The sequence below is a fragment of the Vibrio panuliri genome (assembly GCF_009938205.1).
Lineage (GTDB): Bacteria > Pseudomonadota > Gammaproteobacteria > Enterobacterales > Vibrionaceae > Vibrio > Vibrio panuliri.
In genome coordinates this window covers 1,489,392-1,504,589 of the sequence record NZ_AP019655.1, presented here as the reverse complement: position 1 = coordinate 1,504,589, position 15,198 = coordinate 1,489,392, and the positions used below count along the sequence as shown (strand labels likewise).

Here is a 15,198-nt window from a genome sequence, read left to right as displayed (position 1 = left end):
GGTGTTTTACTAGCATAGTGAGTGATTCTGCTTTACGCCGAAAATACACAACGAGCTAATGCTTCTTTCACGACGCGCGAGCGATCTTTTGCGAGAGGTTCCATTAACTGAGTAGCATCATCCGCTTGGCTTAATATCTCTGGCAGTTGCGCGCGTCTACCTGCGTGGAGGTAATTGAGTGTTTGCTTAAAGTTGCCATACTGACCTCGCGCGTGAATTCGAATAAATTCACCACACGCTTCGAACTCAGCATGTTTTATACAGAACAAAGTCATGTGTGCTGGATCAATCTCTAGCTCTAGCATCCAGCGGAGTAGAAATAGCATCCCCTCTTCAGAGGTCTCTTCCTCTCGCTCTTGCTCTAAGTAGTTGTCAAAATCAATATCACCTTGAGCAAGTTGATGGATTAACCACGCTTTCTCGTGCTGATTTTCGATAACTTTAAAGCCGCGATAGTCATGGTTAAAGAGAAGCTTAGCAAGCCTGTCACGCTGCGGTTTAGCCAACATCCACATCAACTGACCTAATGTATAAAGACGATATTCATCGGCACTTGGGCGGAAATTTTCTGTGGCAATTTGTGCGCGGTAAAGTGTCGATATACTCGAATAATCAACATCTCCAGCAAGATACGCGAGAGTTTGCTCAACAAGGTAGTCAACGCGTTTTGGTGTTTGTTGAAGTTGCAAAATTCGTTGCAGAATCTCTTGGCGGTCGGCCGTTTCATCGAGAATGACTAATTGACCATTCGGCAGACCGTTGCGGTAAGCCTCTAGCGGTATTTCTTGGTCGGCCATTAACACGACATATTGATCGCCTTGCTGTTGCACAATGGTACTGATCATCCAACTCATGCCATCCATATGACAAGGCTTGTCGTGCACAGTGTGCTCGTCAGAGATGATCGCTTTACGCAGATTAGCCGGTACTTTTTCCCCCTCGCCAACATAAAGGCAACAAGCGCCTAGCTCGTGTGCTAAAGCGAACTCCCATGAGGTTGTGTTGAGCTCGACAACAATGCGCAGGGCACGGGCGAAATCATGCTCAATATCCAGCGTGATTTCTGGGTATTTGAGTGACGCGTGATGCAAGAAAGCAACGCGATCGCTCTCATTGATAAACTTCAAACCTTGATGCAGGGCCTCAGCTTTCTTGCGATCGAGGCTACCAAACATGCTGGTTGAGGTGTTGGTGATTTCGCTGTAGCGATCTAACCAGTGTGAATACTTTTCAATGTCGCGGGTGCTGCTGACTCGGCTCATCTCAAAAGCTCGTAGAATACCGGAATCCATGCCGGCTTTTTCAAGTTGCTCGTGAATCTCAATCTCATCCAACACGTTGTTGAACTCAATACTCCAAGGTCCATCTGAGTAGGCGCGTAGAACGTTACGCGCCACACGCACGGGGGCTAACGCCGTGATAAATTGCCAAAGTCGATCCGCCTGAACTCGCTGTGGTAATGGTAATTGTCTTAGCCAGAACGCAATGAGGGTAAAGCGTTGGAAATCTTCATCGTGATCGCTCAAGAAGTCGTAACCGGGCTGATATTCACTGAATTTGTTGAGGTAAAGATTGCCTCGACAACAGTCATCACGGTGAAGTTGCGGTTCTAATAGCGCAATCAAACTGGCTTGATCTTCTGTTGGTTGATCTGCGCAAAAGTAGTCGCGTACTCGAGCAATATCTTGCTCAGTTAAACCCTTGTGCTCAGGGCAATGGTAGCCACCTTTTACAAAGGCTTCTTGTAGAATTTTATCAACCGCTTGTTGCCAAATATTCTGTTCATTTAAGTAGTTGAATAGTGCCTCGGTAACTTCGTCGCCGATGCGCTGATTGAAATCGGTATAAAGCTGATAACTGGCAAGCGCAATACAGCCCATATGTTTTTTCGGGTAGTGTTGCGGATGGCATAGATCTCGCGAGCTTCGCATTACGCTGTCGACTAGTTCAAAGTTTTTCTTACATAGAATCTCATCGTTATCCGTAAAGGTATAAAAGATGGATTGTACTTCGCGTGTCAGCGCGCCATCTTGCGTCTCACCAGCCTCAGTTTGGGGCTCAGGTAATTGACTGTAGCGGCGGTAGTAATCTTGGCGAGATAGAAGTGGCTCATCATCGTCAGTGAGCGAATCCATCATATATTCGCTAAACTCACGCTTGCCGAGTGCTCGATAGAAAACATCGACCACACGCAAATATTGTTCGCAGCGTGCCTTAAGCAGAGAAACCTCACTGTCTGGGGTAACCGTTAAAGTTGTGATCAAGCCATTCGCATGTTCAATCGTGGTCTCTTCGCCGAAGTGATCGGTTAGTAGATCTCCGCGAACGAGCTCGAGAACGCTCTCCAATTCTTCTGCAATGCCTTGGTTGTTGTATTCCCACTTACAGACATGATCGTCCATATGAGCAGCCATTTCTGACGCATATTGATGGGCAAGGGGTAAAAGCTCGATCTCTTGTAACGCTTCAAGGGCTTGCAACTCTGTACCATTTTCAATGTAGCGCCATAAACTTTCGCCTTGAGGCATAGCTAGAATCAAAGGTTTAAGCACTTCGCTACCATAGTTAAGCTCATAGCGGCGATCATCACGTTCAAGATAGGCGCGGTATTCTGCGCGTTTTTCTAGTGCACGCTCTGAAGGCTTGACCAAGTCTGTATTAACTCGGTTTTCAATATAACATTGCAGATCATAAGCTTCGTCTTCAAGCGTGCTTGCCATAAATGGCTGCTGCATAAAGGCGTCTTCATCTTCATCATCATAACTGCGAGCAAATAAGGTTTGATACAGCCAAATAACGGGTTTGTAACCGCTTAACTCCGGCTCATCCTCGTCTGATTCATCATAGCTTGTAAGCAATACTGGCTCGGCTTGGAAACGCTCCATAACCATTTGCTTAAATCGTGCGTATTGGCATGGATTCTGTTGCAGATACTCGCCTAGCGGCTGATAGGTGGTGTCATCGCTGTATGGGTCATCCATAAACATACCTGAGCGGAAGCTCGGATTATCACACCAGATAAAGGCTTTGATGACCTCTGGGTGCCAACCATGCTCAACTAACAATGAGGCAAGGTATTCCTCATATTGAGTTGCATGTTCATCGTCCCAATAAGGTACAAAGAATTGACCGACTAAGTAGGCGTATTGCAGATCGGTTTTTGCCAGCATATAAACCGCTTCGATACCAAATACGCGCATATCGTCTATCCACATATCGTCGGTGTCGTTGACGCGGCGAGCATAAGCGACAATTGCTTTAGCAGTATCGACAACCGTTGACTTGATGTCAGGGTATTGAAGTGCGGCAGCAAACAAGATCACTTCCGAGATATAGACTTCACTCTCATCAGTAATTGCATGGCGGTAATAGTGGCTACCCCCTTCTTGCCCCATATTAAGGGAGGCTTTAAGCAGTTCAATATTTTCTCCAGCATCGCTTGGTTGCAAGCGACGAATGCCGTCGGAGTCTTGTTGTTTGAACTCGACATCGAAGTGGTGCTGGTTAAAGGCATCGCCGCTTTTGAGTAAAGTTTGATACTGATTGAGCGCCGATTCAATTTGCTGAGGGTTTTGGATATCGAGAGTGATGATTTGGTGTTTATCAAATTGGTTCATGGACCGATACTGCATGATGAATTAACTGCAAATACAGTAATTTAAAATGCTATTCACTGAAACTAGCTTGGAGCAGAAAGCTGAGCTTGCGCAATTAACTGCAGAAAAAACGTCCTTGAACTCCCTATTTTGATTGAGAAATCAGCAGATCGCCGTGGTCATTGCTAAAGTGTTTAGAAGATATCCGCAAGCTCACAAGGACGAGAACCATGGATAATAAAACGATGCTGATACTAGGTTTAGCGTTTGTCGCTAACCCATTATTTGCCACCGATGTTGCTGATCACGTTGCCCCTGAACTCACCAGCCAAGTGACCTCCAAGCAGAGTGTGACAGCGAAAGAATTTGTGGTTGCTGCCGCACACCCGCTGGCGGTGGAAGCAGGCTATCAAGTGCTGAAAAATGGTGGCAGTGCCGCGGATGCTTTAGTGACGGTACAAACGGTGTTAGGTCTGGTGGAACCGCAATCATCGGGTTTGGGCGGCGGGGCATTTTTGGTCTACTACAATGCAAAGAACAAACAGTTAACGACCTATGATGGTCGAGAGACTGCACCACTATCAGCAAAACCCGAGCTGTTTCAGGATGAAAATGGCGAGCCACTGCAGTTTTTTGATGCAGTTGTGGGCGGGCGGTCAGTGGGTACACCGGGAACCGTTAAGCTGCTTGCTGATGTTCACCGCCATTATGGTCAGCAGCAATGGGCGAGTTTGCTTGAACCTGCTATTGATTTAGCCACAAATGGATTTGCTGTTTCACCACGTTTAGCGAGCGCAATTGCCCGCGATAACGAGAGGTTAAGCCGTTACCCTGACACAAAGCGCTATTTCTTTACGGAATCTGGTCAGCCGTTGCCGCAAGGCAGTTTACTTAAAAACGCCCAGTACGCTCAGACATTAGAGTTACTTGCCAAAGAAGGGGAGCGCGCGTTTTATCGAGGCAAGATCGCACAAGACATTGTGAACAAAGTTCAAGGGATTAGTGATAACCCTGGAACCTTGTCTCTTGAGGATTTTGCCACTTACAAAGTGATCGAACGCGAACCTGTCTGCGCGCCTTATCGTCAGTATCAGGTATGCGGCATGGGACCACCTAGCTCTGGGGCATTAGCGGTAGGGCAGATCCTTGGTATTACCTCCCACTTTGAACTGAGTGAAATGGGGGCTGATGATCCGCATTCATGGCAGATTATTGGTGATGCCTCACGTCTCGCGTTTGCTGATCGCGGACGTTACATCGCCGATACGGATTTTGTTCCTATGCCTGAGGGATTACTTGACCCTGAATACCTAACTCAAAGGGCGAGTTTGATTAAAAAAGGCCAAGCACTCAGCCATGTTGAAGCGGGCAATCCACCTTGGAATCAGAGAATGGCGCGTGCCGATGATGAGTCGATTGAGTTACCCAGCACCACACATATTGTGATTGTTGATAAACAGGGCAATATCGTTTCGATGACCAGCACGATTGAGAATGGGTTTGGCTCTCGGGTGATGAGCAATGGTTTTCTGCTCAATAATGAGTTGACGGACTTCTCGTTTGCCTCGTACCGAAATGGTTACCCGATTGCCAATCGTGTTGAACCGGGTAAACGTCCCCGCTCTTCAATGGCACCTACCATTGTGATGAAAGAAGGGTTGCCCTATATGGCATTGGGTTCTCCGGGAGGTTCTCGCATCATTGGCTATGTCGCGCAAACCTTGATTGCTCACTTTGAGTGGGGGATGGATATCCAGCAGGCGATCAACATGCCGCGGATGCTCAACCGCTTTGGAACATACGATATCGAGCAGGGGACACCAGCGGTCAGTTTTAAAGCCGATCTTGAGCAGATGGGCTTTAATGTTGAGGTACGCGATCTCAACTCAGGTTTACAAGGGGTTGTTTTTACCGACGGGCAAATGATTGGTGGTGCCGATCCGCGTAGGGAAGGTATCGTGATGGGGGAGTGAAGGCAAAGCTGCCCTTTAATGAAAGCTTAGTTTGTAAATCAATATTACGGCGATTTCATATTTTACTTGTTATGTTATAACATATCTCAATTTTGTTTTATGTCATCGTCTATTATGCTAAGAATCAGATTTATATTGGCGGCCATTGCCATTAGCGCCTTTTCGGTCGCCGCGCTTATTTCCGAGCCTCCTGATGAGGCAGCAAAGCCGCAACCAATCAAGATCACGCCTTATGAATCGCTCATTGACGCTGTTGATGTTGCACGGATTGAGCCTGTGCACAGTGAACCAATTAAGGTGCACTACTTTGTCAAAGTCGGCGATACATTAAGTGGGATATTTTCTGACTGGAACCTGCCTTATACCGATTTGCAGAAGATCCTTTCCGCTGACCACGCAACATTGCAACTCGATACCATCAAACCAGGGGACTACCTAGAATTCACCTTGGACAGTCACACTCGGCAGTTGATAAGCCTGAGCTACCATATCAGTTTGGTTGAAAAAGCCATCTACAGAAAAAATCCTCAAGGCGAGTTTAGTTACCAGTTTGAAGAGACTCCTTCACAATGGCGAGAGCGTTTGTATTCCGGTGTTGTGAACGGTAGTTTCTCGCTTTCAGCCCACAAGTTAGGGCTCTCCTCTAATCAAATTGGCAATATTACGCGGGTACTCAAAGATAAAGTGGATTTCTCTCGGGCCTTAAGAGCCGGTGATAGTTTTAATGTGTTGGTCAAAGAACAGTTTTTGGATGACCATCCGACTGGAAACAATGAGATTCAAGCGATCTCCTTTAAGCTTGCTAAGGGCGAAGTGGCAGCATTCTTAGCCAGTGATGGGCGTTTCTACGATCGCCATGGCAATAGTCTTGAGCGAGCGTTTAATCGTTACCCTATCGACACTCGATATCGCAGAATCACCTCGCCATTTAACCCCAAACGTAAACATCCAGTAACTGGGCGGATATCACCGCACAACGGCACGGATTTCGCGACACCAGTGGGTGCGCCGATATACTCAATTGGTGATGGTAAAGTGATTGGGGTGCGCAATCACCCATACGCGGGTAAATACTTAGTGATTGAGCACAATAGCGTTTATACCACGCGCTATCTTCACCTGAGCAAGTTCCTAGTCAAGAAAGGACAATATGTGCAGCGTGGACAGAAAATTGCGCTCTCTGGGGCGACAGGGCGACTAACGGGGCCGCATTTGCATTTTGAGGTGTTAGTTAGAAACCGAGCGGTGGATCCTATGAAGGCAGACTTACCGCTTGCTTCCTCTGTCTCTGCCAATGACAAAGCTGCGTTCTTAGCTAAAGTGAAAGCGTTTGACTCCATGCTGGTGGAAAAGCAAAGTGGATAAGAACTTGTCTTAAAAGAAAAGCCGCTACGTTGTCAGTAGCGGCTCTATTCGTTGAAATTTGAATCGTCAGTGGATGGTTGGTTTAGCCAAAAATCACGCTGTATAGGAAGCCGGCACCAATTGCCATGCTTAGAATCACAGCTAAGAAAGCAGCAATCATCTGATTTTTGAAGATAGACTTAAGCAAGATAACTTCCGTTAAACTTGCACCTGCACTACCGATAATTAGCGCCATTACTGAGCCTAGTGCCATGCCTTTTTGTACTAGTGCCGCACTAAGTGGAATCACCGCTTCAGCACGAATGTACAACGGAATACCAATCACAGCCGCGACAGGAATCGCATACCATTTACCTGCACCAGCGTATTCCGCGATTAGGTCAGTTGGAATAAAGCCGTAGATAAATGAACCAATCGCAATACCTAGCATTAGGTAAGGCAGTACTTGTTTAAAGTCTTTCCATGTTGAAAGCCAAATACGCATCCAACGGTTTGGTTGTTTTGTCTCAACGATAGTTGCGGTTGCCGTGCCATCGGTAGAGCAACAAGATACTTTAACTTCAGGTTCTGGTTTTGAACTTGTACAGCAGCTCGTTGGCGCAGGTACAGGCTCAGGTTTAGTACAGCATGAAGTTGCTGCTGGCGTCTCTACTGCCGGTTTGCTATCGCCACAGCTTGATTTGCTAGAGCAGCTTGATGCATTCGTTGACTCGTAAGCTTCTGGTTTTACGTAACGCTCAAAGCCCAGTTTTTCTAAGATAAAGCCAGCGACTACTGATACTGCCATTGCAATAGCAAAGTAGAACAGCGCAACTTGCCAGCCAAATGTCACGACAAATAGACCGATAATGACAGGGTTAAGTAGCGGGCTTGCAAATAGGAACACCATCATTGGACCAAAGCCAGCACGAGCACGTAACAAACCTTTCAAAAATGGAATGGTAGAGCATGAGCAAAACGGTGTAATAGAGCCAAGTAGTGCGGCAATAAAGTAACCTTTTCCTTTACGTGAACTTAGGATCGATTGGATCTTTTCTGGGGTCAGAAATTCTTGCAACACACCCACAATGTAGCTGATTGCAAGGAATAGAATGATCAATTCCACTGCTAAAAACGCGAACATATCTAGGGCTTCGCGTGCCATTGTCATCAATTCATTACTCATAGGAGCCTCAAATTCTGTTTAATTTCGAAGTTTCTCGAATTATAGAAATGTTTCGCTAATGATCAAGTGTTATTTCGATAAAAATCGAAATAATTTAATGAGAGCATCTAACACTTTGATTTTTTTTGCGCTTGCTGAAAGATAGAGTGACAGTGGTTGCGGTTTTGATTAGGTCTTTCGAGTTTGGTGTTGGTGTATGTCCCGTTTAGAACTCTCGCGGCAGCATTGAAATATTGTCATCCTCGCGAACGCGGGGATCTCGCTTTAAAATCCGTTCTTTCGAGATTGGTGGGGCTGTATGTCCCGCTTATAGATTTGCTAATTTCTTTAACTTTGCGGTAAGCGGTCCAATGACTCTTTGTCTTGCCAAAGAGTCATCAGAAAGGCGCTTTGGCTTGGCTGGTGTTGTCCGGTCGGTTTTAGGCGTTCCCGACACCGAAAACCTAAAAATTCGTCCTGAATTTTTCCCTTGTTTGTCGCTCTTCTCAAATATGGTCATTCTGCGGATGAAGAGACCTTGTTTGTCGACCTTCTCAAACATTGTCATCCTGCGGATGTTTTTTGACCCTCTCTAACATTGTCATCCTCGCGAACGTGGGGATCTCGCTTTAAAATCCGTTCTTTCGAGTTTGGTGTTGCATGTCCCGCATAGAAATCCAAAATTCACCCTGAATTTTGCCGACTATCTTTTCGCTGATTGGAATGCTTCTGTGAAAACGAGTTGCAATGGATTGTTAGAAATTTCAACGAAGATCGTTTGGCTTAATTAAAGTAATGTAACCATAGTCGAAACGCAGTCAGATAATTCTTCCAACAAAAATAGTCAATTTAAGTCAGCCTCTACAGTGTGTTCTTGCCTAAAATCTGTCAAACCTTATGAAAGTAAAAGAAAAGCTGTTACATTTATTGGTCGCGCTTGTTAAACTGGTAGAATATCAAATTTACTTCTTCCTCTCTGAATCATGGATAGATCAAACGTAGAACAGCAACAGCAAGTAGGAATCAATGAGCCTGAAAAATCTGTAGGCTCTCTCCATCTGTTATTTGAATTGGATTGGGCAGTAGGGAGAGTAGTGGCAACACTACTCAACGTATGTTTGTTCATAGCTCTAGTGGGAATGGCTCTAACATCCTTATGGTTGGAGCTTAGTAATATTTTCGAACACCAAGAGGGCCTGTCCGACATATCAACTCTCGAGGCTGTGTTCGCCGTCTTAGCTCTCGTTCTTTTAAGGCGATATATCTTCTACACACGTCAAACTAGTGAGCGTTGGTGGAATATTCTATCCATGCCTTTAATCTGGTATGGCAGATTTGTACTATTCGTCTGGTTGGCCGCTAGTGTTGTCGCTTTCTCTGATTTGCTAGAGGGGACTAAATATCTAAACTGGGCAATGCTTCATGGTGAGAACTATAGCCAGATGTTTGCGTTTGCTTGTATTCTTTTAAGCCTATACATAGCAGTGCCCAGCAAGAAGAAAATGACAAAGGTTATTTACTCTCAAGCTCTAAATGGAGATGACAGTAGCGGCAAAATCAATGCTACTTCTCAGGAGCAATCCCCAAAAACAACATCGGATATCTAGAATGCTACGTAAAAATACCTTTATCATTGCTCTTGGTCTTTTGCTAGTACCAGCAATCACTTCAGCTAAATCTCTTTCATTGACAGATAGTTGTGCTGAGTTAATTAATATATACGTGTCCAAAAATGAAAAGCATCTTTTAGCTGCCCAAACTACTTCGTTATCCGAAAGCTTAAGGGCAGGTTACTGTTTGGGTGTGATAGAGCAGTACGCAAAAAGTGAGTATCACTGTCGATCTGATTGGTTTAAGCGAGCGGAATTTATTGCGAAATACGCTCTTGAGGAAAATCCACCATCTGAAAAAAAGTTGTTAAGGTTGTCTTGTGAAATATGATGGATTGTCACCTCCTGACGCGATAAGAGCGTTGTTTTCTGTTGAACTGTCTGAGCACAAATCATTTAAAGATCTTGTTTACCCGCTTGTACGAAGTAAAGGTTTTCTTATCGTCAACAAAGAACAGATGGGGATTGGTTCAGAGAAAAACCATTTGCTCATAGCACGCGAAAGCCTAAATAAGTTTCACAATGCAGTGTTGCTGCAAGGTTTTTTTGCCGATAGCAAACGTGTTAAGGCTATCTTTACCGATAGTGGTAAGCGGATGGAAGCTGCTGAATTTTTAAACGTTATTCTAGCTGGTCGACAATCCATTATTGGTGTGGGTATCCAATCTGAAGCGCTGGAGCAGTTTATTAACATAATGAAATCGAGTGTTTCGTTGTCGGAAAATCGTTTACCCAATCCATTCTATGAACTCCCACAACTATCGATTGGTAATATCACCAGTGTTATGCAAGCTCTGCTAGCTCAAAGTGCTGTATTGAGTGATGGCGAAACCATGATGCTATATTACTTAAATGGCGATCTTGAAAAGGCTTATGAAGCAGCATCTTCACTGCAAGCTGAACATCCTGTTCTATCCAAGTATCAGTCACTGATAACCCAGCAATACCTCGAAGCGAGCGAGTTCGATAATTTATTGGACGATTTATTTAATTAGCTGTTGCGAGTGCAGTGCACTCAATCATTCTATTCTCAGTTCATCAAGGAGAGCAAGAATGACATCGATTAAACAACTTATTGATACATTCCAATCTCATATTCCACCGTGCCAGATTAAGCGTGCTTTCGAAATTGAAAGGTCACTTAAATCGGGGGTTTCTTATCTTAGTCTAGGAGGGAAGAAGATTCGCAGTTCCCCGACCTTTATTAGGTTCAGATTAGGAAGGGGCTTCGATTTGTTTGGCAGGATAACTCTGATGGACTGCACCCTAAAGCGATAACAACTAGACAAAGATTTGAGCGAACTATCAAGCAAATTCATAAGTCTAGTTTTAATTAAGGAAATCAGAATATGGCTAAAAAAATAACACCTGCTGACAATGCGTCAAATACCTCAAACGCAAATAAAGGCACTAAGGGAACCAACCGTCAGTACGATCAGAATCAGGGTAATCGCGGTAAGCAGATAAACCCTAATCAGCAAGGGAAGAAATAATATGCCAAATCCAAGTGAAATGTCTCAAGACGAGCTTGATATCTGGTCAGACATCAATAACCCAAATAACGATGCCGATATGGATGATTGGGCGGATGCTCATAACCCAAATAATGATGATTACTTGGGCGATGATGAATAACTAGAAAGCGGCCATAGTCAGTTTGACTGTGGCCGGATTTACTTATTTGCATGGAAGAGTTTTCCATATTTGAACTAATTTATCTTTTGTAAATTTAGCAAAGTTGCTAACTCGCTTCTGTCCAAAACCCTTACAGGCCGTGGCACTTTTCACTCAACAGTGTCAAAAAAGGGGCTTAATGCCCCTTTCTACCGTGTATCCGCTATTTGTGACCGATGACTACAGCCATCTCATCACCATCAACAAGTGGCGTGCCTTTGAGATCGCTGTATGCTCTTTTAATCTCAAGACCATGAGCTTCTAATTCTTGGCTAAGCTCTTCAATAGTAAAATGCTGAAGCCAGTTGAAGACTGTCCACTCTTTGTCTTCTTGAGAGATGACATACTTATCTAATGTCACCTTCTCTTCTTCATATTTGAATGAAGATTGAATACACCAATAATCCTTATCACTCCAGAAACCATTCATAGCGTTTCTTTCAAGACTTAGGGATTCATTTTGATTGGCAAATCTCGTTGCTGTATACACATCAAGCGCAATTGAACCATTAGATGCAAGCAGTGATTTGAATTCACCGAACAGTTCTGAGCGCTGTGCAGGATTGAGAGCACATAGGTCACACATTACTAGGGTAATTAAATCAAACTCTCTTGAATCACTATATTCAAGGTAATTGCCATAGCGGTATTCGATATCAAGGCTAGCTTGTTCCGCTTGCTCAGTGGCATGTTTCAAAGAGTTTTTTGAGAAATCCAACCCAACAACAGTACCCACACCTTTTGCTTTCAATCGATGAGTGTACAGCCCCGGACCACAGCCAAAATCAATGACTTTTGACGCTCCGTTTAGCCCAAATTCAGAAACCAGCCATGTAACAGACGCCTCAATGAAAGGGAGCGTTCTAGAGGCCAGACTTAAATCTGGATTGAGATGAAATGATAGCATTTGCTTTGCTATGTGCTCGTCAGTCCAGAGAACATCAGCGGTGTATTCAGACCAAACAATAGGCTTAGCCGTTGCACTAGTTATTTTTTTAAACATTTTTGTAATTCCGACAAGAATTTATTTGTCGTCCTCACAACAGACTAGAGGGGCAACTATTACCCAACAATGCAGTAAGGACGCGTTAAAGAAGTTGTTTTTTGAGTAATGTTCATTGTCAATGTCTCCTTGATAACGGTTAAAAATTAGGTGGAGGTTATACGATGTATTATCGGTTGGTGTCAATTTACGTTTTCTTTATATAAGTCAGTGTTGCTGTCATAGATGCTCCTTAACTACTGGTCATTTTTCATGGTGACAAATGTATAGATGAAAATGGTGAATAGGATAATTGAGCCTCCCACAATACTGGTCACGGCAGGTATCTCAGCAAAGAATAGTACGGCCCACACTGGTGCTAGCACCGTTTCTAACATCAAAGTCATCGATACCTCAGCTGCGGTGATATAACGAGTCGCAACCATCGACATTACTCTACCTAACGGCGCAGTAAACAGCCCCATTGCCGCCATAATCATCCAAGTATTCACGCTGTAACTGCTTGGCTCTGCGAAAAAGGACATCACAATGGTGAGTAGTAAACCGCCCAATGCAACACTCGCTAATCTACTTACATCCTGATATTTGCGCAGTAAGGTGAACATTAACGATAAGCAGATCACTGAGAATACAGCCAAAGCATCACCAAACCAGTTCCCCGAGTTAAAAGAACCTGACACAACAATGCCAATGCCGATCATGACAGAAATAATCGCAAGTACTGTCGATCGGCTGGTTTTCTCACGCAGTAATAGCCAGCTAAATATCGCTGCGACGGCTGGAGAAGCGCTAAGAATCACGAAGGTATTCGCAATTGACGTATTCTTGATGCTAAACACCAAACCCGTAGCACTGCCTAACATCAATACGCCAGCGAATAGCAACGGCCAACCACTCTGAATGATGGTTTTTCTGATGCCACGTTTGTCGTTTATCTTGAGCAAGATCGGCATTGATATCGCGCTAAACAAACCGAAAAGAAAGGCAGTGTCGAAGCCACTTACGCCAGCAAAACGGATAAATACAGGATCGATACTCATTAATATCGCTCCTAGAAGTGCTAACACAAAACCCGTTGTTCGGTTGTTTTTTAGAGCTGAAGAAGGAAGTGCAAAAATCGTCATAATGTACTCTCGTCATAAATCATACTGGCGAGTATGATTTTTTGTTGTTATCGTGTCAACACAAATCATACCAATGAGTGTGATCTAAGTTTTCTGAGGAAGCTGATGAGTAAAATTGAGCAAAATAAAGAAAAGAAAAAACAAGCGATCTTGGCTGCCGCGAAGTCTGTGTTTCTATCTGGGGGATATTCATCTGCCAGCATGGATGGAATTGCTGCGCAAGCGAAGCTGACAAAGCAGACCTTATATCGCTATTTCCCTTCCAAGATAGAACTTTTCCAAGCAACTTTGCAGCAAATCGGCGAGAGTTATAATGACCGTTATTCTCAACATCTTGCACTAGAAGGTACACGCGATGCCCTGATTGCTTTTGCTATAGAGTTTATGCAGTTTCATTTATCGCAAGAGCATATTGCGACGCAGCGACTTCTAATTGCTGAAGCGACCCAAGCTCCTGAAATTGTCGAGAGCTTTATGAGCATTGGTCCTGATGACACCAACAGTGCTTTGAAGGCGTTTTTTAACGAGCGGTTTAACTTACAGCAGCCAAATATCAAGATTGAACTCTGGCTCGGTATGCTGCTAGCTCCGCGTTCTGAGGCACTATTGGGTATGTCTGTTTTGAACGAACAACAGATTGAGCAACATGCCATTGAGGCAACAGATATGTTGCTTTTGGGTATTCAATAGCGCTATTTGGTGTAACCAACGTCGATATAAACGAACAAAGTCCTCAGGCTATAGATCTTGAAGAGTGTGTGGGATTCAAGCCGTTTTGCGCTCGCCACTAAATGAAATGGGAAAACCACCGCTAACTCTGCTTATGACACATTGAAGCTCGGCTTATCGTAATCCAGCACGTTAGAAGAAACGCCAAGGCCAACAATCTGTGGCGTTTCTGTATCCGTAAGTATTACGGTCTGTTGATTGCATTTTGCACAAATATGTCTGTTCGGAACTTTAGGTTTTAACAAATACTCCATGAGTTATATAAGATAAAACCAATGAAGTAACTATCGGATCAGAACGTAATTGATGATGCGAAAAACTCACTTCGTAGTAGTCATCCATTAAGGGTAATTTTGCAGAGTCTACGCTTACTAAACCATCATTCCGCTCATCAAAGTATTTACTAGTCCATTGGTAGCCTTTAGTACCAGCGATGACTCCAACGTTATAACTTGGTTCGTTTAGTTTGTTACTGAAGGCTCTTTCAGATGTAGTCAGAGAAAGGGGAATTTCGCCTAACCAGTGTATCCAAAATTTCTCAGCGTAATGATCTGCGACTTTGCTCCCGTGGTTCGGAGTACCAATCATAACAACTCTCCCCAATCGTTTTTCATCAATAAGGGCATGGTCTTCTTGGAGGTAGTGTCGAATTAATAAACCACCCAGTGAATGTCCAACAAAATGCACATTTTGCGCATTCTCGCTTTGGGTTAAACAGCTATTGATTTGCATACCCGTCTGTTCGGTTAACGCATTGTTGCTTACACCAAGGGAGGTATAGTTTAGAACACAGGTTTGATACCCCGCATTCTGAAACTCATAAGCAAACGTCTTCATTACTCGACCACTTTTTGCAAAGCCATGGACAAGGATGACCAAATCAGTGGCATTTTTATTAGCATCAAGCTTTGGAGTGTTAGAGCAACCGAACAGTAATAAAAGGATAAGAAATGTGATTTTATGAGTGGTATTCATAGCGA

The 15,198-nt window shown here is 44.1% G+C and carries 14 protein-coding genes; 8 read left to right on the top strand and 6 right to left on the bottom strand.

Features of this window, described 5'->3' with window-relative positions; genetic code table 11:
* Nucleotides 1–32: 32 nt before the first annotated feature.
* Nucleotides 33–3,617: a hypothetical protein gene (locus GZK95_RS21485; RefSeq protein WP_075713863.1), complete on the bottom strand. Its 3,585-nt coding sequence runs from the start codon at nt 3,615–3,617 to the stop codon at nt 33–35.
* Nucleotides 3,618–3,826: 209 nt separating this feature from the next.
* Between GZK95_RS21485 and ggt the strand changes: the two genes are divergently transcribed.
* On the top strand, nt 3,827–5,569 hold the full coding sequence (gene ggt / locus GZK95_RS21480) for a gamma-glutamyltransferase (RefSeq protein WP_075713861.1): 1,743 nt from the start codon (nt 3,827–3,829) through the stop codon (nt 5,567–5,569).
* Between the two features lie 114 nt (nt 5,570–5,683).
* Nucleotides 5,684–6,934, top strand: coding sequence for a peptidoglycan DD-metalloendopeptidase family protein (locus tag GZK95_RS21475; RefSeq protein WP_075713859.1), 1,251 nt, complete (start codon nt 5,684–5,686; stop codon nt 6,932–6,934).
* Nucleotides 6,935–7,016: 82 nt separating this feature from the next.
* Here the strand turns inward: GZK95_RS21475 and GZK95_RS21470 are convergent, their stop codons facing one another.
* Nucleotides 7,017–8,099 (bottom strand): permease, encoded by a 1,083-nt coding sequence (locus tag GZK95_RS21470; protein ID WP_075713857.1) that lies wholly within the window; start codon nt 8,097–8,099, stop codon nt 7,017–7,019.
* Between the two features lie 307 nt (nt 8,100–8,406).
* The gene (locus GZK95_RS21465; RefSeq protein WP_075713855.1) at nt 8,407–8,640 is read right to left on the bottom strand and encodes a hypothetical protein; all 234 of its coding nucleotides are present in this window, start codon (nt 8,638–8,640) and stop codon (nt 8,407–8,409) included.
* A 421-nt stretch (nt 8,641–9,061) separates the two neighbouring features.
* On the opposite strand from GZK95_RS21465, the gene GZK95_RS21460 reads away from it, so the two are divergent.
* The 5 genes from GZK95_RS21460 (at nt 9,062) to GZK95_RS22160 (ending at nt 11,323) form a co-directional block, all read left to right on the top strand.
* On the top strand, nt 9,062–9,685 hold the full coding sequence (locus tag GZK95_RS21460; protein WP_075713853.1) for a hypothetical protein: 624 nt from the start codon (nt 9,062–9,064) through the stop codon (nt 9,683–9,685).
* A gap of 1 nt (nt 9,686) precedes the next feature.
* Nucleotides 9,687–10,019, top strand: a complete 333-nt coding sequence (locus GZK95_RS21455) for a hypothetical protein (protein ID WP_075713851.1) — start codon at nt 9,687–9,689, stop codon at nt 10,017–10,019.
* Nucleotides 10,009–10,683 (top strand): hypothetical protein, encoded by a 675-nt coding sequence (locus GZK95_RS21450; RefSeq protein ID WP_075713849.1) that lies wholly within the window; start codon nt 10,009–10,011, stop codon nt 10,681–10,683. The genes GZK95_RS21455 and GZK95_RS21450 overlap by 11 nt, the downstream gene beginning before the upstream one ends.
* Nucleotides 10,684–11,037: 354 nt before the next feature.
* Entirely contained in the window at nt 11,038–11,181 is a 144-nt protein-coding gene (locus GZK95_RS22165; protein WP_170296245.1) for a hypothetical protein, read from the top strand.
* A gap of 1 nt (nt 11,182) precedes the next feature.
* Complete coding sequence (locus tag GZK95_RS22160; protein ID WP_170296244.1) at nt 11,183–11,323, top strand: hypothetical protein; 141 nt, start codon at nt 11,183–11,185, stop codon at nt 11,321–11,323.
* Between the two features lie 202 nt (nt 11,324–11,525).
* Here the strand turns inward: GZK95_RS22160 and GZK95_RS21445 are convergent, their stop codons facing one another.
* Both GZK95_RS21445 and GZK95_RS21440 read right to left on the bottom strand, forming a co-directional pair.
* Nucleotides 11,526–12,365, bottom strand: coding sequence for a class I SAM-dependent methyltransferase (locus tag GZK95_RS21445; protein WP_075713847.1), 840 nt, complete (start codon nt 12,363–12,365; stop codon nt 11,526–11,528).
* A gap of 236 nt (nt 12,366–12,601) precedes the next feature.
* Nucleotides 12,602–13,489, bottom strand: coding sequence for a DMT family transporter (locus GZK95_RS21440; protein WP_075713845.1), 888 nt, complete (start codon nt 13,487–13,489; stop codon nt 12,602–12,604).
* 105 nt (nt 13,490–13,594) lie between these two features.
* On the opposite strand from GZK95_RS21440, the gene GZK95_RS21435 reads away from it, so the two are divergent.
* Nucleotides 13,595–14,179: a TetR/AcrR family transcriptional regulator gene (locus GZK95_RS21435; protein ID WP_075713843.1), complete on the top strand. Its 585-nt coding sequence runs from the start codon at nt 13,595–13,597 to the stop codon at nt 14,177–14,179.
* Nucleotides 14,180–14,449: 270 nt separating this feature from the next.
* Here the strand turns inward: GZK95_RS21435 and GZK95_RS21430 are convergent, their stop codons facing one another.
* Nucleotides 14,450–15,193: an alpha/beta fold hydrolase gene (locus GZK95_RS21430; protein WP_075705700.1), complete on the bottom strand. Its 744-nt coding sequence runs from the start codon at nt 15,191–15,193 to the stop codon at nt 14,450–14,452.
* Nucleotides 15,194–15,198 lie beyond the last annotated feature (5 nt).

Coding starts and splice junctions, on each gene's coding strand:
- GZK95_RS21485 (WP_075713863.1), bottom strand. CDS start 3,617: ATGAACCAATTTGATAAACACCAAATCATCACTCTCGATATCCAAAAC.
- ggt (WP_075713861.1), top strand. CDS start 3,827: ATGGATAATAAAACGATGCTGATACTAGGTTTAGCGTTTGTCGCTAAC.
- GZK95_RS21475 (WP_075713859.1), top strand. CDS start 5,684: ATGCTAAGAATCAGATTTATATTGGCGGCCATTGCCATTAGCGCCTTT.
- GZK95_RS21470 (WP_075713857.1), bottom strand. CDS start 8,099: ATGAGTAATGAATTGATGACAATGGCACGCGAAGCCCTAGATATGTTC.
- GZK95_RS21465 (WP_075713855.1), bottom strand. CDS start 8,640: ATGTTTGAGAAGGTCGACAAACAAGGTCTCTTCATCCGCAGAATGACC.
- GZK95_RS21460 (WP_075713853.1), top strand. CDS start 9,062: ATGGATAGATCAAACGTAGAACAGCAACAGCAAGTAGGAATCAATGAG.
- GZK95_RS21455 (WP_075713851.1), top strand. CDS start 9,687: ATGCTACGTAAAAATACCTTTATCATTGCTCTTGGTCTTTTGCTAGTA.
- GZK95_RS22165 (WP_170296245.1), top strand. CDS start 11,038: ATGGCTAAAAAAATAACACCTGCTGACAATGCGTCAAATACCTCAAAC.
- GZK95_RS22160 (WP_170296244.1), top strand. CDS start 11,183: ATGCCAAATCCAAGTGAAATGTCTCAAGACGAGCTTGATATCTGGTCA.
- GZK95_RS21445 (WP_075713847.1), bottom strand. CDS start 12,365: ATGTTTAAAAAAATAACTAGTGCAACGGCTAAGCCTATTGTTTGGTCT.
- GZK95_RS21440 (WP_075713845.1), bottom strand. CDS start 13,489: ATGACGATTTTTGCACTTCCTTCTTCAGCTCTAAAAAACAACCGAACA.
- GZK95_RS21435 (WP_075713843.1), top strand. CDS start 13,595: ATGAGTAAAATTGAGCAAAATAAAGAAAAGAAAAAACAAGCGATCTTG.
- GZK95_RS21430 (WP_075705700.1), bottom strand. CDS start 15,193: ATGAATACCACTCATAAAATCACATTTCTTATCCTTTTATTACTGTTC.